19 protein-coding genes are annotated in these 21,289 nt (G+C 70.8%); 11 read left to right on the forward strand and 8 right to left on the reverse strand.

All coding sequences use genetic code 11. The features are described from left to right. The first annotated feature begins 27 nt into the window (after positions 1-27). Positions 28-696, forward strand: a complete 669-nt coding sequence (locus tag LIV37_RS33775; protein ID WP_020871572.1) for a pirin family protein — start codon at positions 28-30, stop codon at positions 694-696. A gap of 132 nt (positions 697-828) precedes the next feature. Here the strand turns inward: LIV37_RS33775 and LIV37_RS33780 are convergent, their stop codons facing one another. Further along, entirely contained in the window at positions 829-1,641 is an 813-nt protein-coding gene (locus tag LIV37_RS33780) for a serine hydrolase domain-containing protein (RefSeq protein ID WP_121825110.1), read from the reverse strand. 573 nt (positions 1,642-2,214) lie between these two features. Between LIV37_RS33780 and LIV37_RS33785 the strand changes: the two genes are divergently transcribed. After that, positions 2,215-2,679, forward strand: coding sequence for a MerR family transcriptional regulator (locus tag LIV37_RS33785; RefSeq protein WP_020871574.1), 465 nt, complete (start codon positions 2,215-2,217; stop codon positions 2,677-2,679). After that, positions 2,676-3,707, forward strand: a complete 1,032-nt coding sequence (locus LIV37_RS33790; RefSeq protein ID WP_020871575.1) for an aldo/keto reductase — start codon at positions 2,676-2,678, stop codon at positions 3,705-3,707. Before LIV37_RS33785 ends, LIV37_RS33790 begins: the two co-directional genes overlap by 4 nt. Before the next feature lie 209 nt (positions 3,708-3,916). Here LIV37_RS33790 and LIV37_RS33795 read toward each other — a convergent pair whose 3' ends face one another. The 6 genes from LIV37_RS33795 to LIV37_RS33820 form a co-directional block, all read right to left on the reverse strand. Then, on the reverse strand, positions 3,917-5,128 hold the full coding sequence (locus tag LIV37_RS33795) for an alpha/beta hydrolase (protein ID WP_121824198.1): 1,212 nt from the start codon (positions 5,126-5,128) through the stop codon (positions 3,917-3,919). Between the two features lie 211 nt (positions 5,129-5,339). Continuing rightward, entirely contained in the window at positions 5,340-6,017 is a 678-nt protein-coding gene (locus tag LIV37_RS33800) for a response regulator (protein WP_020871576.1), read from the reverse strand. Then, entirely contained in the window at positions 6,014-7,411 is a 1,398-nt protein-coding gene (locus tag LIV37_RS33805; RefSeq protein ID WP_020871577.1) for a sensor histidine kinase, read from the reverse strand. Before LIV37_RS33805 ends, LIV37_RS33800 begins: the two co-directional genes overlap by 4 nt. Continuing rightward, complete coding sequence (locus LIV37_RS33810) at positions 7,412-8,410, reverse strand: DUF4429 domain-containing protein (protein WP_020871578.1); 999 nt, start codon at positions 8,408-8,410, stop codon at positions 7,412-7,414. 85 nt (positions 8,411-8,495) lie between these two features. After that, positions 8,496-9,701, reverse strand: a complete 1,206-nt coding sequence (locus LIV37_RS33815) for an alpha/beta hydrolase (protein WP_020871579.1) — start codon at positions 9,699-9,701, stop codon at positions 8,496-8,498. Positions 9,702-9,801: 100 nt separating this feature from the next. Further along, positions 9,802-10,467: a TetR family transcriptional regulator gene (locus tag LIV37_RS33820; RefSeq protein ID WP_121824197.1), complete on the reverse strand. Its 666-nt coding sequence runs from the start codon at positions 10,465-10,467 to the stop codon at positions 9,802-9,804. Between the two features lie 127 nt (positions 10,468-10,594). On the opposite strand from LIV37_RS33820, the gene LIV37_RS33825 reads away from it, so the two are divergent. Beyond that, positions 10,595-12,196, forward strand: coding sequence for an MFS transporter (locus LIV37_RS33825; protein WP_020871581.1), 1,602 nt, complete (start codon positions 10,595-10,597; stop codon positions 12,194-12,196). A 117-nt stretch (positions 12,197-12,313) separates the two neighbouring features. Then, positions 12,314-12,700, forward strand: coding sequence for a peptidase inhibitor family I36 protein (locus tag LIV37_RS33830; RefSeq protein ID WP_020871582.1), 387 nt, complete (start codon positions 12,314-12,316; stop codon positions 12,698-12,700). A 726-nt stretch (positions 12,701-13,426) separates the two neighbouring features. On the opposite strand, the gene aceE is transcribed toward LIV37_RS33830, so the two are convergent. Further along, positions 13,427-16,156: a pyruvate dehydrogenase (acetyl-transferring), homodimeric type gene (aceE, locus tag LIV37_RS33835; protein ID WP_020871583.1), complete on the reverse strand. Its 2,730-nt coding sequence runs from the start codon at positions 16,154-16,156 to the stop codon at positions 13,427-13,429. 471 nt (positions 16,157-16,627) lie between these two features. On the opposite strand from aceE, the gene LIV37_RS33840 reads away from it, so the two are divergent. The 6 genes from LIV37_RS33840 (at position 16,628) to LIV37_RS33865 (ending at position 21,276) form a co-directional block, all read left to right on the forward strand. Then, positions 16,628-17,068, forward strand: a complete 441-nt coding sequence (locus LIV37_RS33840; RefSeq protein ID WP_014060347.1) for a DUF3052 domain-containing protein — start codon at positions 16,628-16,630, stop codon at positions 17,066-17,068. A gap of 177 nt (positions 17,069-17,245) precedes the next feature. After that, positions 17,246-17,704, forward strand: coding sequence for a peroxiredoxin (locus LIV37_RS33845; RefSeq protein ID WP_020871584.1), 459 nt, complete (start codon positions 17,246-17,248; stop codon positions 17,702-17,704). 124 nt (positions 17,705-17,828) lie between these two features. After that, positions 17,829-18,404, forward strand: coding sequence for a TerD family protein (locus LIV37_RS33850; protein ID WP_009718272.1), 576 nt, complete (start codon positions 17,829-17,831; stop codon positions 18,402-18,404). Between the two features lie 144 nt (positions 18,405-18,548). Beyond that, on the forward strand, positions 18,549-19,124 hold the full coding sequence (locus LIV37_RS33855) for a TerD family protein (RefSeq protein ID WP_020871585.1): 576 nt from the start codon (positions 18,549-18,551) through the stop codon (positions 19,122-19,124). A 51-nt stretch (positions 19,125-19,175) separates the two neighbouring features. Next, a complete protein-coding gene (locus LIV37_RS33860) occupies positions 19,176-20,369 on the forward strand; it encodes a DUF475 domain-containing protein (protein WP_020871586.1) in 1,194 nt (397 codons plus the stop codon). 178 nt (positions 20,370-20,547) lie between these two features. After that, positions 20,548-21,276, forward strand: coding sequence for a TerD family protein (locus LIV37_RS33865; RefSeq protein ID WP_121825109.1), 729 nt, complete (start codon positions 20,548-20,550; stop codon positions 21,274-21,276). The last annotated feature ends 13 nt before the right edge of the window (positions 21,277-21,289 follow it).

Below are 21,289 nucleotides of genomic sequence, written 5' to 3' on the forward strand. Positions count from 1 at the left end.
CGGGGGCGCACTACCGTGGACCGGGTGATGTGGATACAGCGGTCCGGTGCACGGTATCCGGGCGGGCAGGGCGCGGGCATCGAGACGCGCCACGCCTTTTCCTTCTCTGGGTACTACGACCCCGGCAATGTGCGGTTCGGCTCGCTCGTGGCCTGCAACGAGGAGCGGCTCGCCCCCGGCGCGGGCTTCGCCGAACACCCCCACCGCGATATGGAGATCGTCACCTGGGTCGTCGAGGGCGAACTCACCCACGAGGACTCCACCGGCGCGCGTACCGTCGTGCGCCCCGGCGACGTCCAGCGGCTCAGCGCCGGAAGTGGAGTGCGTCACACCGAGCGCAACGCGGGCGCCGAACCCCTCACCTTCGTCCAGATGTGGCTGATGCCGGGCCCGGGCGCCGCCACGGACCCGGCGTACGAGGTGGTGCGCGGCATCGCCGACGGCACCCCGTACGCACTGGAGCGCACCGAGGCGGTGCTGCATGTGCGGCGGCTGGTGGACGGTGAACGCACCGCGCTGCCGGACGCGCCGTGGGTGTACGCGCACGCGGTGCGCGGCGCGGCGCGGATCGAGGAGGAGACCCTCACGCCCGGCGACGCGGCCCGGATCTCCGCCGCGGAGGGTCTGGAAGCACGCGCCGAGGGCCCCGCCGAACTGCTGATCTGGGAGATGCACACGGAGCCGGGCTACGGCTGAGGGGCTACGGGGTGTCCGCCGCGTGACACGGGCTTCGCCCCTGGACCCCGGGGTCTGGGGCGAAGTCCCAGTTTCGGGAAGGGGCGGGGAGGGGCCAGCCCGCCACAGGCGTCACCATCCGCCGGACACCCGCTATCCCAGCTCGGCCAGGACCGCGTCGGTGAACGTGGGCCAGGCCTCGATCGCCCACGGGCCGAAGGCCCGGTCGGTCAGGGCCACACAGGCGGCGCCCGCGTCCGGATCCACCCAGAGGAACGTCCCGGACTGGCCGAAATGCCCGAAGGTGCGGGGCGAGGAGGAGGCGCCGGTCCAATGCGGCGACTTGCCGTCGCGTATCTCGAACCCGAGCCCCCAGTCATTGGGCCGCTGATGTCCGTAGCCGGGCAGCACACCCGTGAGACCCGGGTGCACCACGGAGGTGGCCCCGGCCAGCGTCCCGGCCGCCAGCAGCCGCGGGGCCTGCAGCTCCGCCGCGAAACGCACCAGGTCGTCCACGGTCGAGACGCCGTCCTTGGCGGGCGAGCCCGGCAGGTCGGTGGCGACCATGCCGAGCGGCTGCAGCACCGCCTGGCGCAGATACTCCGGGAACGGGATGTCCGTGGCCTTGGCGATGTGGTCGCCCAGCACCTCGAACCCGGCGTTGGAGTAGAGCCGGCGGTTTCCCGGCGCGGCGACCGAGCGGTGCTCGTCGAAGGCGAGCCCGGAGGTGTGCGCCAGCAGATGGCGCACCGTGGAGCCCTCGGGCCCGGCCGGCTCGTCCAGCTCCACCGCACCCTCCTCGACGGCGACCAGCGCGGCGTAGGCGGCGAGCGGCTTGGTGACCGAGGCGAGGGGGAACCGATGGCCGGTCGGGCCGTACGATCCCGCCAGGGCGCCGTCCGCGCGCACGACGGCGGCCGCCGCCGCCGGAACCGGCCAGTTCTCGATCATCCGCAGGCTCTCCATGCCCAAGAGCCTACGGGGTGCCCGGCGGGCGCCCTTTCCCCTCCCCGCCCCTTCCCACAACCAGGGGCTCCGCCCCTGGACCCCCCGGGTCGGTGAGCCGAGCGTGGCTGCGGTCGGCTGTCCGGCTGGGGCGCCGACGGCGCCGCCTGCGACGTGGTGGTCGGGTGGCTGGCTGGTGGGCAGGGGCTTGGGCGTCTGCGGGGTGGGCGGTGAGGGCGTGAGCGCCCGCACTGGCGGGTTGATTGCGGTCGGCGCGCCGGCGCGGTGGATGGCCGGGCGCGTCCGGGCCGTCCGGCGGGGTCTGGGGCGAAGCCCCAGTTTCGGGAAGGGGCGGGGTTGGGGAACGGCGCGCAGCCGACGGCCGGGCGGGCGCCCGCGTGGATCCGGGGCGTCCGACTCGGGGTCTGGGGCGAAGCCCCAGTTGAGGGGAGGGGCGGGGAGGGGAGGGGAAGGACCCGCCGTGGGCGCCAAGGTTGCCCCAAATCTCCGCTTGCTTGGAGTGCACTCGAAGTCAATAGCGTTGAAGACGTCGACGAGGTGTGCGGATCCGCGACCTGCGAGAGGTGAATCGGCATGACCGTGATGGAGAGCGCCCCGGTGAAGGCGCGGAAGAACTGCGCGGGGAGGGTAGGCCACCCCCGGCCCACCGGGCAGGACCGGTACTCGATCAGTGAGGTCGTCGCCCACACCGGGCTGACGGCGCACACCCTGCGCTGGTACGAGCGGATCGGGCTGATGCCGCATGTGGACCGTACGCACACCGGCCAGCGCCGCTTCACCAACCGCGACCTGGACTGGCTCGACCTCGTCGGCAAGCTGCGGCTGACCGGGATGCCGGTCGCGGACATGGTCCGCTACGCCGAGCTGGTGCGGGAGGGCGAGCACACCTTCGCCGAGCGCGAGGAGCTGCTGACCACGCACCGCGAGAACGTGCGGGAGCGGATCGTCGAGCTCCAGAGCACGCTCGAAGTCCTCGACTTCAAGATCGATGTCTACGCTGACGCCCGGAGGGCGTCGGAGAGGTTTGACCCAGTATGAGCGACAGCACCAACGAGACCATCGCGACCGTCGGCCTGGGGACCGGCGGACCCGAGGTCGGCGTCCAGGGCCTGGGCTGCATGGGCATGAGCTGGGCCTACGGACCGACCCACGACGAGGCGGAGGCGCGGGCCACGCTGGAGCGGGCCCTGGAGCTGGGCGTCACGCTCTTCGACACCGCCGATGTCTACGGCTTCGGGCGGAACGAGGAGTTCATCTCCCCCTTCGTCCGGGCCAACCGGGACCGGATCACCCTGGCCACCAAGTTCGCCATCGAGCGCGACGAGAGCGACCCGTTCGGCCGCCAGCGGATACGCAACGACCGCCCGTACATCCGCCAGGCCGTCGAGGGCAGCCTGCGCCGCCTCGGGGTGGACCACATCGACCTGTACTACATGCACCGGCGCAACCCCGAGGTGCCGCTGGAGGAGAGCGTCGGCGCCATGGCCGAGCTGGTGGCCGAGGGGAAGGTCAAGCACCTCGGCCTGAGCGAGGTCACGGCGAACGAGCTGCGCGCGGCGCACGCGGTGCACCCCATCGCGGCGGTGCAGTCGGAGTGGTCGCTGTTCAGCCGCGACATCGAGGAGAGCGTGGTGGCGGCCGCCCGCGAGCTGGGCGTCGGCCTCGTGCCGTACTCGCCGCTCGGCCGCGGCTTCCTCACCGGCTCCTTCGTCCAGGCCGAGCAGGAGCTGGGCGAGGACGACTTCCGCCGCCGTCAGCCCCGCTTCACCGGCGACAACGCGGCCGCCAACGCCGCGCTGCTGGAGCCGCTCCGGAAGATCGCCGAGGCGCGCGGGGCCACCCTCGCCCAGATCGCGCTGGCCTGGGTGCAGCAGCAGGCCCAGGTGTACGGGCTCGCCGTGGTGCCGATCCCCGGCACCCGCACCCGCGCCCGGATCGAGCAGAACACCGGCGCGACCCGGATCGAGCTGAGCGCGGACGAACTGGCCGCGCTGGAGCCGATCGCGGGCCAGGTGGCGGGCGCCCGCTACGCCGATATGAGCGCGACGAGCGCGGGCCGGGAATAGCCTGCGGCGCCGGGCCGTGGTGGCGGAGGCCGCCGGTGCGCGGTGCCGTCGGGTGCCGGGCGCGCCCGGTCTGACGCGCCGGGCGGGCGGCCGGTGCGCGGTGGGCGGGCGCCGTGTTGATGGCGGGCGTCGGGCCGTAGCGCGGGGCGTCACGGCTCGGCGGGTGGCCGACGGCACCCGGGTCCACCAGATGCCGGGCCGGACGGCGGTCAGCCGAGGCCCTGGCGGCAGTCCGGCCCCGTGCCCGGACCGCCGCCGTCCTCCTCCGCGCACCGCACCCCGTCGAAGTCCCCCAGCGCGATCCGCGAGAAGTTGCGCAGCGAGTCCGTCCCCGGCGCGAAGTAGCCGGTGTGCCCGTGGGCGCTCTCGGAGGAGACCACCCGGGCGCCGAAGGACGGATCGGTCGGGTCGTCGCCGTGGCCCAGGCCCAGGAAGTCATAGCCGGTCACCCGGCGGATCCAGTCGGTGCGGTCGCGCGCCGCCCAGACCCGGGCCCCGGTGCGCAGCGCCTCGGCGCTGTCCGCGCGCATCCCCGGGCTGCCCAGCACCACCAGGTCGGAGACGCGGGCGCGGTCCATCGCGGAGGCGGCGAGACCGCACACCACCGAGCCGTAGCTGTGGCAGAAGACGGCGGGCGGGGCGTCGGCGGTGGCCGCGGTGGTCACGGCGAGCCCGGCCAGGAACCGGTCCAGACGGGGCGCGCCCGCCTCGGCCAGCCGACTGGTGGCGGCGTCCGGGCCCAGCCCGACCGGGGTGGTGTAGCCGACCCAGGCGATGACGGCGGTCGGGGTCGCGGGCGCGTCCTCGGCCATCTGGGCCCGCAGCGACCGGGCCATTCCGGCCGGGGCGCCGTACGGGTCGCCCGTGCGGTCGAAGTCGTCCAGGTCGATGTCCGAGCCGGGCACGATCACGGCCGTGCGGCGGGCCGCCGCCAAGTCCCCGTACACCTCCGCCACTTGGCCGCGCCCGCGCGGATCGAAGGCGAGGATCTGGCGGCCGGGCTCCAGCAGCGCCGCGTACCGCTCGGCGAGCGGGCTCTTCGGGTCGGCCTTGCGCTCCTTGTGCCAGGCGGCCCGGATCGCCCGGGCGTTGGCCGCGTACCGCAGGCTCAGCGGCGCCCCGTCCAGATTGCCCACCACCTCGGGGTGCCGGATGACCAGCGCCTTCCGCTGGACCTCGGTGAGCCGGTCGAAGAACCGCGCGATCCCGGCGGGCGAGACGGTGGCCGGATCGGGCAGCTCGCGCCCGGCCCCGCCCAGCGAATGGTCCGCCAGCCAGGCGGCGGTCCCCGGCGGCGGCCCGGTGATGGCCTGCTCCTCGTGGGCCACCGTCCAGCCGGCCGTCCCCGCCATGACGGTGATGGTGAGCGCCGCGGTGATCAGGCGTCGTGCGTAGTGCCTGGTGCGTAGCGTCTGGGACATGGCGGCGGCTTTCCCTCTTCCGGCAGTGGTTCCGTCGGCGGTTCCGTGAGCGGTTCCGTCAGTGGAACCGTCACTGATTCCGTCGGTGGAACCGTCAGTGGTTCCAATCGGTGGCGGAGGGAAAGGTAGAGAGGTGTCGGGTGGCGGTACGTCACCCCCCGGTGCCAAGTGGGGTGTAGTACCCCAGTAGGGGGTGGCCGCCCGGCCGGGGTCATTGGCCGGGCGTCACCAGGCCCGATTCATAGGCGAAGATCACCGCCTGGGCCCGGTCGCGCAGCCCCAGCTTGGCCAGCACCCGGCCGATGTGCGTCTTCACCGTCTGCTCCGCGAGCACCAGCGACTCGGCGATCTCCTGGTTGGACAGGCCGCGGGCGATCAGCTCGAGCACCTCGGTCTCACGCGGCGTCAGCCCGCTGCGCCGCAGGGCCGGGCCGTCGCGGCGCGGGGCAGGGCGCTGGCGGGCGAAGTCGGCGATCAGCCGGCGGGTGACGGACGGGGCGAGCAGCGCCTCGCCCGCCGCCACCACCCGGACCGCGGAGATCAGATCGGCCGGCGGGGCGTCCTTCAGCAGAAAGCCGCTGGCCCCGGCGCGCAGCGCCTCGTAGACGTAGTCGTCCACGTCGAAGGTGGTGAGCATCAGCACCTTGGGCCGGTGGGTGACCCCGCGCGGCGGGTCCAGCAGTTGCCGGGCCGCCTCGAGCCCGTCCATCTCGGGCATCCGCACGTCCATCAGCACCACATCGGGGTGGCTGCGGCGGCTGACCTCCACGCCCTCCCGGCCGTCCCGCGCCTCGCCGACGACGTCGATATCGCTCTGCGCGGCGAGCAGGGCGGCGAACCCCGCCCGCACCATCGCCTGGTCGTCGACGATGATCACCTTGATGGTCATGACGGGTCCGTCTCTTCGAGGTCTACCAGGGGGAGGCGGGCCGCGACGCGGAAGCCGCCGTCGGCCAGCGGGCCGGTGTCGAGCATGCCGCCGACGAGCCGTACCCGCTCGACCATGCCGACGAGGCCATGGCCGGTGCCGCTGGTCTCCAGGGGCTTGGTGGGCGCGCTGTGGGCCGGGCCGTTGACCACCAGCAGGGTCAGCGCCGAGCCGTCCTCGGCGGAGATGGCCACGCGGGTGGCGGCGCCCGGCGCGTGGCGCACCACATTGGCCAGCGCCTCCTGCACGATGCGGTACGCGGACAGCCCCACGGCCTGCGGCAGCGGTTCGAGCTCGGCCACGTCGTCCGCGATGGTCAGCGTGGTGGGTATCCCGGCCCGTACCGTCGCCTCGACCAGCTGCGGCACCTGTCGCAGCCCCGGCTGCGGCGCCCGCTCCCCGCGGGTCTCCTCGCTGCGCAACACGCCCAGCAGCCGCCGCATTTCGGCGAGCGACTCCCGGGCGGTGGCGGCGATGGTGGAGAACTCCCGCTCCGCCTCGGACGGCAGACCGCCGATCCGGTACGGGGCGCTGTCCGCCTGCACGGTGATCACCGACATGTGGTGGGCGACCACGTCGTGCAGCTCACGGGCGATCCGGGTGCGCTCCTCCAGCAGGGTGCGATGGGCCCGTTCGGCCTCGCTGATCGTCTCCTGCTCGGCCAGCCGCCGCTGGGCGTCCCCGCGCTCGCGCAGCGCCCCGGCGACGAGCAGCACCACGCCGCTGAGCACGAACAGCACCACATTGCTGCCGTTGCTCTTGTCCGGGAAGGCCATGCCGAGCGCCAGTCCCGCGGTGCCGGTGACCAGCCACACCGCCACCAGGGTGCGGCGGGGTTCGCGCAGCGCGAGGGCGAGCAGCAGGAAGAGATAGCCGATGATGGCGCCCGGCAGCCAGGGCCACACCCGGTTCTCCAGGTGGTCCGCGGTGCCGAGCACCACCAGGGCGCAGACCAGGTCGGCGAGGAAGACGATCCACCACGCCTGGAGGGGGCGGGTGACGGACAGCAGCAGCGGGCTGCCCTGGACGATGCCGAGCAGCGTGGCGACGCCGCCGCCCACCCCGTAGTCATGGGAGAGCATCTGGGCGGTGGTGGGGACCAGGATCGTGGTGAGGATCATCGCCACGCCGTAGGGCACCCTGCGCAGCCAGTTCCTGGGCGACTGGGCGAACAGCGGTGTCGCCGGATAGCTGGGGGTCACCAGGGCCCGGGCGAGGCCGCCCGCCTGCCGCCGGGCGGCCTTGGGCAGGCTTTCGTGCGCGGTGGAGGACGCGGTGGAGGACGCGGTGGAGGAGGCGGTGGTCGAGGAGGCGCCGGCGGCCTCGCCGGCCGGTGCGGAGGAGGGACCGGACACTTACAGCTCCGCCAGCAGCTCGGCCTTCTTCGCGCTGAACTCGTCGTCGGTCAGCAGCCCGGCCGTGTGCAGCTCGCCCAGATGACGGATGCGCTCGGCGATGTCGGCGGGGTCGCGGCGCGGGGCGGCGGCCCGGTTCGGCGCCGGGGCGCCCTCGGCGCACGGTACGGGGGAGGAGGCCCGTATGGCCTCCAGGACGGCCGCGGCGAACGGCAGCGACTGGTGGACGAGGCCGTAGCCCATCCCGAACACGACGGCCGCCGGGTCCCGGTCGGGGCGGTCGGCGGGCTGGTCCTCGGCGGAGCGCCGCAGCAGCCGCAGATAGCCGTGGCCACCGCCCTTGGGGCTGACCCTGCCGGTGCCGTTCCTGGCCGTGCCGTCCTTGGCGGAACCCCCTTTGGCTCCACCGGCCTTGGCGGCGCCCTCCCTGGGGGCGGTGGCCGCCGAGCCGCGGCTCTCCGGCGAACGCCACTCCACACCGGTGAGTTCGTCGATCCGGAAGCGCTGGTCCCCGACCTTCCACTTCTCCGAGGAGGCGCCGGTCCAGAACCAGCGGAAGGAGATGGCCTTGCCGTCGAAGGACGCCTTGCCGTCGTACGCCTTGAAGGACAGCGGCGGCGGGGGCACGGTCACCAGATGCGCCTCGGCCGCGGTGTCCGCCTCGGGGCCCAGGGACTCGCGTATCCGCTCGGCGTAGTAGTCGGCGAGGGTCTCCCGCTCGGCGGGCAGCACCAGGCGGTACGGGTCGTACGCCTCCTTGAGCTGGCCGTCGGCGGCGTCCATCAGCGGGTCGGCGCCCGGTCTGGGCACGGCGCGCAGCACCACCGTTCCGCGTTTGCCCACGGCGAGCTCCACCCCGGACAGCGCCTCGAAGGGGATGCGGCGTTCGCCGAGCGCCTGAAGCAGCTTCGGCGTGCGGATCCCCCGTTCGAAGCGGATGAGCATGGAGTCGGTGTCGAACTCCCAGACGGTCTGAAAACCGGCCAGCACATCACCCATGCGGCTCATCGTATGCGGCGGTGGCCCGCCCGTCCCCCTTTGAGGCTACGCGCGTCACTAGAGTTTCCGGTGTTTATGCCGGGCGTCAGCGTAGCCCCGCGGTGCAGTCGTCGCCGTCGCCGCAGCTCACGGACTGGACAGCACCGATTCCCACCCGCGCGAAGTTGTCCAGGCTGGTCGTGCCCGGTTCGAAGTATCCGGCGTGTCCATCCGCCCCGTCCGCGGCCAGCACCCGGGCGCCGAAGCCGGAGGAGACCGGGTCCGCGCCGTGGCCGAGCCCGCCGAACTCCAGATGCGGAATGTCCTCGATCCAGTCGCCGGAGTCGCGCATCGCCCACACGCGGGCGCTGGTGCCCAGGTCGGAGACATGGCCGGCGCGCATCCCGGGGCTGCCGGCCACCGCGATATCGGTGACCTTGGGCGGCAGATCGCGCGCGGCGACTCCGCACACCACCGAGCCGTAGCTGTGGCACATCAGCGACACCCGGGAGAGCGCGGGCAGCGCGTTCACCAGCGCGCGCAGCCGCACCGCGCCCTGGGCGGCCAGCTTCCCGGTGGCCGCGTCCATGCCGATCCCGGCCGGGGAGGTGTAGTCGGCCCAGGCGATGACGGCCGTCTTGGTGTGCGGGGCGTCGGCCCGCTCGTTGTCGTAGAGCGCGCGGGCCATGCCGACCGTGGCGGTGTACGGGCGCCCGGTCTTCTGGAACGTCAGGATGTCGGTGTCCACGCCCGGCACCACGATCGAGACCCGGTTGGCGTGGGCGAGGTCGCCGAAGACCTCGGCGGCCCGGCCGGCGCCCGAGGGATCGAACGAGAGGATCTGCCGCCCGGTGCCCAGCAGGTCCTCGTAGCGGTGCATCCGGCGTGTCGCGTCCGAGCGGCCCATCGGGGTGAGCCGGGTGTCGTGCATCCGCTTGCGCTCATCGGCGCGCGCCTTGAACAGGGCGACGCGGTTGGCGCGGTAGCGCAGGGTCACCGGCGCGCCGTTGAGATTGCCCACGGCCAGCGGATAGCGCCGCACCACCCGGTTGGTCTGGGTCTTGGTGAGGGAGTCGAACCAGCGGCCGAGGGCGCGCGGCGAGCCGTACGGGTCGGGCAGCGCGCGGCCGCCGAGCGATCCGTGGCGCCAGGCGTCCATGGACGCGGAGAGCGCGTCCGGGGCTCCTCTGTGGCTCCGTACGGCCGTCCAGCCGGTCGTGGCGAGGAGGACGAAGACCACCGCCAGCGCGAGCAGGGCGCGCCAGGCGGTGGAACCGGGGGAGGGGGAGCCGAGCTCCGAGAAGGAAGTCACCGCGGGACACCCTAGGAGAAGCGCGGCGCTGCATGCCAAATCCCGTGATTCATATCACGTTTAAAAGTGGGAATGCGCGGGAGCTATGTCGGAATTGATGCTACTTATCCCATTTTCCGGCAAGGGTGGGACCCACGTAATCAAGATGGAACGCGGTGAGGTCTCGCAATGTGACGACGCTGTCCTCCTCACCCTCGGTCCACAGCTTCCCGGCCACCCGGATCACCCCGCCGAACATCGCGACCACCAGCCGCGGCCGCGGATCGGCGTCGATGTCCAGCTCCTCGCGGCGGGCGATCTCGCGCGCCAGCCGCTCCTCCATCTCCGCGGTGCGGCGCAGATGGACCGCGAGCAGGCTCGGCGTGGACTCGATCACCCGGTACATCCGCATATGGAGCTCGGGCGACACCAGCTGCTCGATGGCCTCTCCGATGTTCCCCCAGGCGTCGAGGATCGCGCCGCGCAGCGCGGCCAGTGGCGCCTCGCCCGCGGGGCGTCCGCACAGGGCGGCGAAGAAGTGGCACTCGGCCGCCTCCTGGCTCGCGAAGGCGACCTCCTCCTTGTTGGCGAAGTACCGGAAGAAGGTGCGCTGGGAGACCTCGACCGCCTCGGCGATCTCGTCGACCGTCGTCCGCTCGTATCCCTGACGGGTGAACAACTCCAGTGCGGAGCGCACCAGGGCGCTCCGCGTCCGCCGCTTCTTGCGCTCGCGCAGCCCGGCCGGTGGTGGCGTCGTCGTGCCCGCCACTGCCTCGTCCGTCGTCACCTATCGGCTCGCTTTCTACCGGTGTGGGGCCGCGTCGCGGCTGCTCAGGATACCTGTGACCAAAACGTCAGTTACCGGCGGATGAATCGGTTTGTCAATTGTCAGACGCTGACATTAGCCTCCGGTCATGACCTCTTCGACCACCGTCGCCGATTCGGCGTCGGAACCTCCCATAGCCGATGCCCCGAAGGGGCTTCGGGGTCATCCATGGCTGACGCTTCTCACCGTCGCCCTCGGTGTGACGATGGTCGCCCTCGACGGCACGATCGTCGCCATCGCCAATCCGGCCATTCAGAAAGACCTCGGCGCCTCGCTCGCCGATGTGCAGTGGATCACCAATGGCTATCTGCTGGCCCTCGCCGTCGCGCTGATCACGGCGGGCAAGCTGGGTGACCGCTTCGGCCACCGGCAGACCTTCCTCATCGGCGTCGTCGGCTTCGCCATCTCCTCGGCCGCCATCGGCTTCTCCGGCGAGGTGTCGCTCGTCGTGGCGTTCCGGGTGCTGCAGGGCCTGTGCGGCGCGCTGCTGATGCCCGCGGCGCTCGGGCTGCTGCGCGCCACCTTCCCGGCCGAGAAGCTCAACATGGCCATCGGCATCTGGGGCGCGGTGATCGGCGCCTCGACCGCCGCCGGGCCCATCGTCGGCGGACTGCTCGTCGAGCACGTCAACTGGCAGTCGGTCTTCTTCATCAACGCGCCCGTCGGCGTGCTGGCCATGGTCCTCGGCCTGCTGCTCCTGGTGGACCACCGCGCGGAGAAGGCCCCGCGGTCCTTCGACATCCCCGGCATCGTGCTGCTGTCCGGTGCGATGTTCTGCCTCATCTGGGCGCTCATCAACGCCGCCGACTGGCACTGGACCGACCAGCGCACGCTGCTCTTCCTGGGCCTGGCGGCGGTCTGCTTCGGCGTTTTCGTCTTCTGGGAGAACCGGACGGCGGAGCCGCTGCTGCCGCTCAGCATGTTCCGCTCGGTGCCGCTGAGCGCGGGCACCGTGCTGATGCTGCTGATGGCCTTCGGCTTCATGGGCGGGCTGTTCTTCGTCACCTTCTATCTGCAGAACGTGCACGGGATGAGCCCCGTCGACAGCGGGCTGCGGCTGCTGCCGCTCACCGCGATGATGATCGTCGCCTCGCCGCTGGCCGGAGCGCTGATCACCAAGTTCGGGCCGCGGACGCCGCTGGTGGTCGCCATGGCGATCACTGCCGTGGCGATGTTCGGCATGTCCCGGCTGGACGTGGACAGCGGCGGTGTGGAGATGGCCGTGTGGTTCGCCCTGCTGGGCCTCGGCCTCGGCCCGGTCATGGTCGGCGCCACGGAGGTCATCGTCGGCAACGCCCCGATCCAGCACGCCGGTGTCGCCGGCGGCCTCCAGCAGGCCGCGATGCAGGTCGGCGGCAGCCTCGGTACGGCCGTCCTGGGCGCGGTCATGGCGGGCCGGGTGGACAGCGCGCTGCCGGACAAGTGGGCCGGCGCCGGGCTGCCGCCGATGCCCGAGGGCGCGGAGTCCAAGGCGTCGGACGCGGTCGAGGTCGGCATCGCCCCGGTCCCCAAGGGCACTCCGCCGGAGGTCGCGGGCAAGATCACGGCCGTCGCGCATGACACCTTCGTGTCAGGGATGGGGCTCGCCTTCACGGTGGCCGCCGTCGTCTCGGCGGTCGCGGCCCTGGTGGCGGCCTTCACCAAGCGCGGTGAGAACGCGGAGGCGTCCGGGGGCGCCGTCCACATCTGACCCCTCGCGGTCAACCCCCTATCAGGGTGGACCTTGATCGACCCCATGGTGGCGAACGGGAGCCGGCGGACAGGCTGGCTCCCGTTCTGTTCTTTCCACACGGGGAGCGAAAGCGTTATGCACAAGATCATTACGGCCGCCGTCCCGGCCCTGGCCCTCGCCGCCACCCTCACCGCCGCCCTCGCCCCGGCCGCGGCCGCGGCCCGGCCCGCCGCACCACCGCGGCTGGGGAACTGCGCCGCCGGGCAGCTGTGCCTGTGGCGGAGCGGCGGCTTCACGGGGGCGCGCCAGACCCATGAACTGGCCGACGTCGACATCGAAAGCTGTGTCCCCCTGCCGTCCGGCACCACCGCCGCGGCCCTGGCGAACCGCACGGGCCGCCCGGTGACGGCCTATCAGAGCCGCGAATGCGCCGAGACGGCCGAGTTCCACACCTACCCCACCGGCACGTGGGCCCCCGAAACCCCGTACCAGGTCCGCGCCTTCAAGATCTGGGAACGCTGACCGGCGGTCCGGGGCCCACACCGGGTCCCGCCGCCCGGGTGCGGGGCCGGGATGTTCCCCGACCCGCCCCTTCCCGAACCAGGGGCTCCGCTCCTGGACCCCGGGCGCCCTCCGGGCCTGTCCTCAAGCGTCCCGCCGGACGGCGGCGGGCGGTTCCGCCGCCGTCCGCGGTGCAGCCGATCCGGCCGGCTCCACCGCCATCGGCGCCGCCGGAAGTGCCAGGCACGGCGCCTGGACCGGACCACCAAGCCCGACCCGGGCCCGACGCCCGGGGGTCCGGGGTTCCGTCGCCCGTGACCCGGGCGCCAGATCCGGGTCTGGCGCCCGGGGGCGAGATCCGGGGTCCGGGGCTGTGCCCTGGGGTCCGGGGGTCCGGGCCCGGGGTCCGGGGTCCGAGGCCCTGGGACCCGGGGGTCCGGGGTCCAAGGGTCCGGGGTCCGAGGCCGTGCCCTGGGATCCGGGGGCCTGGGGGCCTGGGGTCCGGGATTCGGGGTCTGGGTCCGGCTTGGGATCCGGGGGTCTGGGGTCCGGGGCCGTGTCCCGGGGGCTGGGGGTCCGGGGCGGAGCCCCCTGGACCCTGCGGTGGGGGGCGGGGGCGCCGCGCCCCCGCCCTCAACTACCCCCTGGCCCCAGGCGCCAGGGCCTCGGGGCACACGACGACGCGGGGCGGGCTGGAGGTGGATCTCCGGCCCGCCCCGCGTCACGGGTTGCTGCCGTCGTAGACGGCTACGCGTCGCCGCCTGCCGGGCCCGGGTCGGCGGCGGCCACGTCCAGGAGCTGGTAGCGGTCGATCGCCTGCTTGAGCGCCGAGCGGTCGATCTTGCCGTCGCGGGCCAGCTCCGTCAGGACGCCGAGCACGATCGACTCGGCGTCGATGTGGAAGAAGCGCCGCGCCGCGCCGCGGGTGTCGGCGAAGCCGAAGCCGTCCGCGCCCAGCGACTGGTACGTGCCGGGCACCCAGCGTGCGATCTGGTCGGGAACCGCGCGCATCCAGTCGGAGACGGCCACCTTCGGGCCCTCCACGTCCGCGAGCTTCCGGGTGACGTACGGAACGCGCTGCTCCTCCTCCGGGTGGAGCAAATTGTGCTCCTCCACCTCGACGGCGTCCCGGCGCAGCTCGTTCCAGGACGTGGCCGACCAGACGTCCGCCTTGACGTTCCAGTCCTCGGCCAGGATGCGCTGGGCCTCGAGCGCCCACGGCACCGCGACACCGGAGGCGAGGATCTGTGCCGGTACGGAGCCCTTCTCGCCCTGCCGGTAGCGGTAGAGGCCCTTGAGGATGCCCTCGCGGTCCACGTTGTCCGGCTCGGCCGGGTGCTGGATCGGCTCGTTGTAGACGGTGAGGTAGTAGAAGACGTCCTCACTGTTCTCGCCGTACATCCGGCGCAGACCGTCCTGGACGATATGGGCGATCTCAAAGCCGAACGCCGGGTCGTACGCGACGACCGCCGGGTTGGTCGAGGCCAGCAGCTGGGAGTGGCCGTCCGCGTGCTGGAGGCCCTCACCGGTCAGGGTCGTACGACCGGCGGTCGCGCCCAGTACGAAGCCGCGTGCCAGCTGGTCGGCCATCTGCCAGAACTGGTCACCGGTGCGCTGGAAGCCGAACATCGAGTAGAAGACGTAGACCGGGATCAGCGGCTCGCCATGGGTGGCGTACGCGGAGCCCGCCGCGATCAGCGAGGCCGTACAGCCCGCCTCGGAGATGCCGTCGTGCAGCATCTGGCCGGTCGGCGACTCCTTGTAGGCCAGCAGCAGCTCACGGTCGACCGACTCATACATCTGGCCCAGCGGCGAGTAGATCTTCGCCGAGGGGAAGAGCGAGTCCATGCCGAAGGTGCGGTACTCGTCGGGCGCGATCGGCACGAACCGCTTGCCGATCTCCTTGTCCCGCATCAGGTCCTTCAGCAGCCGTACGAACGCCATGGTGGTGGCGATCTGCTGCTGACCGGTGCCCTTCTTCAGCGTGGCGTAGGTCTTGTCGCCCGGCAGCTGGAGCGGCTTGGCGCGCACGACACGGGTCGGCGCGTAGCCGCCCAGCGCCTTGCGGCGGTCGTGCATGTACTGGATCTCCTCCGAGTCCCGGCCCGGGTGGTAGTACGGCGGGAGGCCGGACTCCAGCTCCTTGTCCGGGATCGGCAGGTGCAGCCGGTCGCGGAAGCGCTTGAGGTCGTCGACCGTCAGCTTCTTCATCTGGTGGGTCGCGTTGCGGCCCTCGAAGTTCGGGCCGAGCGTCCAGCCCTTGACGGTCTGCGCGAGGATCACCGTCGGCTGGCCCTTGTGGGCCTTGGCCGCCGAGTACGCCGCGTAGATCTTCTTGTGGTCGTGACCGCCGCGGCCCAGGTGCAGGATCTGGTCGTCGGTCATGCCCTCGACCATCTTGCGCAGCCGCTGGTCGTCGCCGAAGAAGTGGTCGCGGATATAGGAGCCGGTCTCGGTCGCGTACGTCTGGAACTGACCGTCCGGCGTCGTGTTCAGCCGGTTGACCAGGATGCCGTCGCGGTCCTGCGCCAGCAGCGGGTCCCAGGTGCGGTCCCAGACCAGCTTGATCACGTTCCAGCCGGCGCCGCGGAACTGGGACTCCAGCTCCTGGATGATCTTGCCATTGCCGCGCACCGGGCCGTCGAGCCGCTGGAGGTTGCAGTTGACCACGAAGGTCAGGTTGTCCAGGCCCTCACGGGCGGCCAGGGAGAGCTGGCCGAGCGACTCCGGCTCGTCCATCTCGCCGTCGCCCAGGAACGCCCAGACGTGGGAGTTGGAGGTGTCGGCCACGCCGCGCGCCTCCATATAGCGGTTCATCCGCGCCTGGAAGATCGCGCCGAGCGGGCCCAGGCCCATGGAGACCGTCGGGAACTCCCAGAAGTCCGGCATCGACCGCGGGTGCGGGTAGCTGGACAGCGCGTGACCGAGCTTGGACTTCTCCTGACGGAATCCGTCCAGGTGGTCCTCGCTCAGCCGGTCGAGCAGGAAGGCACGGGCGTAGATGCCGGGGGACGCATGGCCCTGGAAGAAGATCTGGTCGCCGCTGTCGTGGTCCTTGCCGCGGAAGAAGTGGTTGAAGCCCACGTCGTACAGCGAGGCCGACGAGGCGAAGGTGGCGATGTGGCCACCGACCCCGATGCCCGGGCGCTGCGCCCGGGAGACCATCACGGCCGCGTTCCAGCGGGTCGCGTTGAGGACCTTGCGCTCGATCTCCTCGTTGCCGGGGAAGAACGGCTCGTCCTTGGTGGCGATGGTGTTGACGTAGTCCGTGCTGCGCATCTCGGGCACGGCGACGCGCTTCGCGCGGGCGCGCTCGATCAGGCGAAGCATCAGGTAGCGGGCACGTTCCCGGCCTCGCTCATCGACGGCTGCGTCGAGCGAGTCGAGCCATTCCTGGGTCTCTTCGGGATCGAAGTCCGGGACCTGGCTGGGAAGGCCGCCAATGATGATCGGGTTGCGATCGGATCCGGAAGCCACGCTATTCCTTCGCTTTTCGGTCGTGCTGTGCACGGACATGGATTCGTGCTCTGCTGCTGTCGCGCCGCTCTCCATCGTGTACCTCGGGTACGGGATACGTCACCTCTACCCAGTGGTAACCATCACCAGGCGAGACGGGCGCTTCGGCGGCCGTCTCACGCGCGACGGCCGAATCGCAACCTTACGCCCACGACCGGGGTCGTCTGCGTACGACCGTTCGGCACGGGAGCGGCGTAGGGTGGCTAGACACACACGTAAGCCGGACATCCTCGGGCAATCCGGTCGGCCGCGCGCCGTTGCGTGCCGTTCCTCCATGATGGGAGTTGCGGCGACACGTCAACGTTTGGGCGGGATCGCTGGCCGGGTACTTGCGCGATCCGCCCGGCCCGTGTGGACTACGCCCAAGCCCTCGCGTACGCGCGCGGGGCGCACAGACTCGAAGAGTGAATGAAAGATGACAGGAGGCAATCCGTGAGCGCGACCGCGGACCACGCGGAGGAGCGGACCAACCCTGCCGCGAGGCTGGGTTTTCAGCCCGAACAGGTGGTCCAGGAGATCGGCTACGACGACGATGTCGACCAGGAGCTCCGCGAGTCCATCGAGGAGATCACCGGCCAGGAGCTCGTCGACGAGGAGTACGACGATGTGGCCGACGCCGTTGTGCTGTGGTTCCGGGAGGACGACGGCGACCTGACGGACGCGCTGGTGGACGCCATCCAGATGATCGACGACGGCGCACCGGTCTGGCTGCTGACGCCCAAGACCGGCCGTGACGGCTATGTCGAGCCGAGCGACATCAATGAGGCGGCGACCACTGCCGGCCTGTCCCAGACCAAGAGCTTCAACGCGGGCAAGGACTGGACGGGCAGCCGCCTGGTCACGCCCAAAGCCGCGCGCAGCGGCAAGCGCTGAGGCCGGCGGATCCACACCCCAGAGCCCCCCTCCGTTCCCTTACGGAGGGGGGCTCTGAGCGTAGGCTGGGCCGCGCACCTCATGATCAATTCAAACCTTGATCAATTCAAACCTTGATCATGCCGGACATGATCTTCCGAGCATGATCTTCCGAACGTGAGCGAAGGGATGGCTCCCATGGCGATAGAGGTCGGCGCGAAGGCCCCTGACTTCCAGCTGAAGAACCAGCACGGCGAGTCGGTCAGGCTCTCCGACTTCCGGGGCGAGAAGAACGTCGTACTCCTCTTCTACCCGTTCGCCTTCACCGGCGTGTGCACCGGCGAGCTGTGCGCGCTCCGCGACGAGCTGCCGACGTTCGTCAACGACGACGTCCAGCTGCTGGCGGTCTCCAATGACTCGCCCTTCAGCCTGCGGGTCTTCGCCGAGCAGGAGGGCCTCGAGTACCCCCTGCTGTCGGACTTCTGGCCGCACGGCGAGACCAGCCGCGCCTACGGCGTCTTCGACGAGGACAAGGGCTGCGCGGTGCGCGGCACCTTCGTGATCGACAAGGAGGGCGTGGTGCGCTGGACGGTCGTCAACGGCCTGCCCGACGCCCGGGACCTGAACGACTACGCCAAGGCCCTGGAAACCCTGTAGCCAAGGCCCGCGAAACCCTGTAGCGGCCGGGAACCGCTCACTAGGATCGACGCGTTGATCCTGATGGGAAACCTTTGATGAAGGGGCACGCAGTGCTCCTGACGAACCTTTTTTGGGAGGACTCGTGGGAGTCAGCCTCAGCAAGGGCGGCAACGTCTCGCTGACCAAGGAAGCCCCGAACCTGACCGCGGTCGTCGTGGGTCTCGGCTGGGACGCCCGTACCACCACGGGCACGGACTTCGACCTCGACGCCAGCGCCCTGCTGACCAACGCCGAGGGCAAGGTCGGCAACGATCAGAACTTCGTCTTCTTCAACAACCTCAAGAGCCCCGACGGCTCCGTGGAGCACACCGGTGACAACATCACCGGTGAGGGCGAGGGCGACGACGAGCAGATCAAGGTGAACCTGGCGGGCGTCCCCGCCGATGTCGCCAAGATCGTCTTCCCGGTGTCGATCTACGACGCCGAGACCCGTCAGCAGAGCTTCGGCCAGGTGCGCAACGCCTTCATCCGCGTGGTGAACCAGGCCGACGGCAATGAGCTCGCCCGCTACGACCTCTCCGAGGACGCCTCGACCGAGACCGCCATGGTCTTCGGCGAGCTGTACCGGAACGGCGCGGAGTGGAAGTTCCGCGCCATCGGCCAGGGGTACGCCTCGGGTCTGCGCGGCATCGCGCAGGACTTCGGCGTCAACGTCTGAGCGACGTCCGAACGGGCCGTCGAAGGCCGCCGAAGGCCGTCGACAGGGCAATCATTCCGGCGCCGCACCCCCCGCGCCCCAGAGGCAGGGGTGCGGCGCCGGACGCGTATCACCCATGCACCACCGCGGGGAGGAAACAGCATCATGGGCGTCACACTCGCCAAGGGGGGCAATGTCTCCCTCTCCAAAGCCGCTCCGAATCTCACACAGGTGCTCATCGGCCTGGGCTGGGACGCGCGCTCCACCACCGGAGCGCCGTTCGACCTCGACGCCAGTGCCCTGCTGTGCCAGTCGGGGCGGGTGCTCGGCGATGAGTACTTCATCTTCTACAACAACCTCACGAGCCCCGAGGGCTCCGTCGAGCACACCGGCGACAACCTCACCGGCGAGGGCGAGGGTGACGACGAGTCCCTGCTGATCGATCTGGGCAAGGTCCCGGCCGAGGTCGACAAGATCGTCTTCCCGGTCTCCATCCATGAGGCCGAGGCCAGGCGCCAGACGTTCGGGCAGGTCAGCAATGCCTTCATTCGAGTGGTGAACCAGGCGGACGGCCAGGAGCTGGCCCGCTACGACCTCTCCGAGGACGCCTCCGGCGAGACCGCGATGATCTTCGGCGAGGTCTATCGCTACGGCGGCGAATGGAAGTTCAGGGCCGTGGGGCAGGGGTACGCGTCGGGTCTGCGAGGCATCGCTCTAGACTTCGGAGTCAACGTTTCGTAAAGCCGCGTAAAGTGCGCGGGGGAGACCTTACGACGAAGGATTGGGTAGGCAGTGCTCCTCAAAACCTTTGGTTGGTCGTTCGCCATCACGGCGATCGGTCTGGCCCTGGCCGGCGTCCTCTGGGGGTGGCAGGGGCTCGCCATCGTCGGGATCCTCTCGATCCTGGAGATCTCGCTCTCATTCGACAACGCGGTCATCAACGCGGGCATTCTGCGCAAGATGAACGCCTTCTGGCAGAAGATCTTCCTGACCGTCGGCATCCTGATCGCCGTCTTCGGCATGCGGCTGGTCTTCCCGGTGATCATCGTCGCCGTCACGGCCAAGATGAGCCCCATCGAGGCCGTCGATCTCGCGATCAACGACAAGAACCAGTACGAGCACCTGGTCACGGCGGCGCATCCGGCGATCGCGGCCTTCGGCGGGATCTTCCTGCTGATGATCTTCCTCGACTTCATCTTCGAGGAGCGGGACATCAGGTGGCTGGGGTGGCTGGAGAAGCCGCTCGCCAAGCTGGGCAAGCTGGACACGTTCTCGATCGTGGTCGCCCTGATCGGACTGTTGGTCACCGCCACCACCGTGGCCACCGACGTGGCCCACGGCGGCGGTGACAAGAGCGCCACCGTCCTGTTGTCCGGCGTCGCCGGTCTGCTCACCTATCTGATCGTCGGCGGCATCTCCGGCTACTTCGAGGACAAGCTCGAAGAGGAGGAGGAAGACGACGAGGACGACGAGGCCGACGCGGCCGGGGGCGAGGTCGACGAGGGCGCGAAGGCGGCCACGAACGCCCAGCTCAACGGCAGCGGCGGCCGTGGCTCCAGCGGCGCCACCGTGGTCGGCCTGGCCGGCAAGGCCGCGTTCTTCCTCTTCCTCTACCTCGAGGTCATCGACGCGTCCTTCTCCTTCGACGGGGTCATCGGCGCCTTCGCGATCACCAACGACATCTTCGAGATGGCGCTGGGTCTGGGCATCGGCGCCATGTACATCCGGTCGCTGACCGTCTTCCTGGTCCGCAGGGGCACCCTGGACGACTACGTCTACCTGGAACACGGCGCGCACTACGCGATCGGCGCGCTGGCCGTGATCCTGCTGGTCACGATCAAGTACGAGATCAACGAGGTCATCACCGGCCTGGTGGGCGTGGTGCTGATCGCCGCCTCGTACTGGTCCTCGGTCCGGCGCAACCGTAAGGAGGCGGCCGCCGGGGAGGATTCGGAGGCCAAGACGGAAGTCACCTCCGGAGTCTGACCGCCGGGGTGTGACGCGGCGGTGTTTGAGGAACGCTCTGAGCGGGGCGGCCGAGGTCTTCGGACTCCTGGCCGCCCCGCGGCAGTTGAGCGGGTGGCAGGCGGCTTGTGGGGCTGTTTCCGGGGCAGCCTTCTGCCAGCCACGAGGCAGCGAGCGACGAAGGGTGGGGGTGCGCACCATGGCGTTCTGGAACAACTGGGGACGGTCCGCATGGCGTCAGTTCGACAGCGGTGACGCGTCCGGTGTGGTCGAGCTGACCAAGCGGCATGCGTCGATCTCGCTGACCAAGCAGGGGGCCGCCACCGGCAATCTGCGCATCAACCTCTCCTGGCAGATGCGCACCTCGGACTTCAACAGCAGGGCGAGGCGCGGCTCGCTGCGCCATCCGCTGCAGATGTTCAAGCCCGAGCCGGTGCAGGCCCAGGGACCCGCGTTGGTCAATGTCGACCTCGACCTCGCGGTGATGTACGAGCTGAAGAGCGGCTCCAAGGGCGTGGTGCAGCCGCTGGGCGAGTTCTTCGGCAATCTCAACGAGGCGCCGTATATCAAGCTCAGCGGCGACGACCGGTTCGGCTCCGGGTCCGGTGAGACGGTCTACGTCAACATGGACCACAAGGACGACATCAAGCGACTGCTCGTCTTCGTCTACATCTATGACGGCACCCCCGCCTTCGACCGCACCCACGGCCTGGTCACGCTCTATCCGAGCAATGGGCCGCGGGTGGAGATCGCACTCGACGAGCGTGCCCCGCAGGCGCGCTCCTGCGCCGTCGTGCTGATCGAGAACGTCAAGGGCGAGATGATGGTCCGCCGCGAGGTGAAGTACGTCTACGGCTTCCAGGCGGAGCTGGACCGGCTGTACGGCTGGGGCCTCCAGTGGGGCCGGGGCTACAAGTCCAAGGTGTGACCCCGGCCCGCCC

The organism is Streptomyces rapamycinicus NRRL 5491, from assembly GCF_024298965.1.
Taxonomy (GTDB): domain Bacteria; phylum Actinomycetota; class Actinomycetes; order Streptomycetales; family Streptomycetaceae; genus Streptomyces; species Streptomyces rapamycinicus.

What these genes read in the sequence shown, in the direction of transcription:
- LIV37_RS33775 (WP_020871572.1), top strand. Translation starts at nt 28, where the DNA reads ATGTGGATACAGCGGTCCGGTGCACGGTATCCGGGCGGGCAGGGCGCG.
- LIV37_RS33780 (WP_121825110.1), bottom strand. Translation starts at nt 1,641, where the DNA reads ATGGAGAGCCTGCGGATGATCGAGAACTGGCCGGTTCCGGCGGCGGCG.
- LIV37_RS33785 (WP_020871574.1), top strand. Translation starts at nt 2,215, where the DNA reads ATGACCGTGATGGAGAGCGCCCCGGTGAAGGCGCGGAAGAACTGCGCG.
- LIV37_RS33790 (WP_020871575.1), top strand. Translation starts at nt 2,676, where the DNA reads ATGAGCGACAGCACCAACGAGACCATCGCGACCGTCGGCCTGGGGACC.
- LIV37_RS33795 (WP_121824198.1), bottom strand. Translation starts at nt 5,128, where the DNA reads ATGTCCCAGACGCTACGCACCAGGCACTACGCACGACGCCTGATCACC.
- LIV37_RS33800 (WP_020871576.1), bottom strand. Translation starts at nt 6,017, where the DNA reads ATGACCATCAAGGTGATCATCGTCGACGACCAGGCGATGGTGCGGGCG.
- LIV37_RS33810 (WP_020871578.1), bottom strand. Translation starts at nt 8,410, where the DNA reads ATGGGTGATGTGCTGGCCGGTTTTCAGACCGTCTGGGAGTTCGACACC.
- LIV37_RS33825 (WP_020871581.1), top strand. Translation starts at nt 10,595, where the DNA reads ATGACCTCTTCGACCACCGTCGCCGATTCGGCGTCGGAACCTCCCATA.
- LIV37_RS33830 (WP_020871582.1), top strand. Translation starts at nt 12,314, where the DNA reads ATGCACAAGATCATTACGGCCGCCGTCCCGGCCCTGGCCCTCGCCGCC.
- LIV37_RS33845 (WP_020871584.1), top strand. Translation starts at nt 17,246, where the DNA reads ATGGCGATAGAGGTCGGCGCGAAGGCCCCTGACTTCCAGCTGAAGAAC.
- LIV37_RS33855 (WP_020871585.1), top strand. Translation starts at nt 18,549, where the DNA reads ATGGGCGTCACACTCGCCAAGGGGGGCAATGTCTCCCTCTCCAAAGCC.
- LIV37_RS33865 (WP_121825109.1), top strand. Translation starts at nt 20,548, where the DNA reads ATGGCGTTCTGGAACAACTGGGGACGGTCCGCATGGCGTCAGTTCGAC.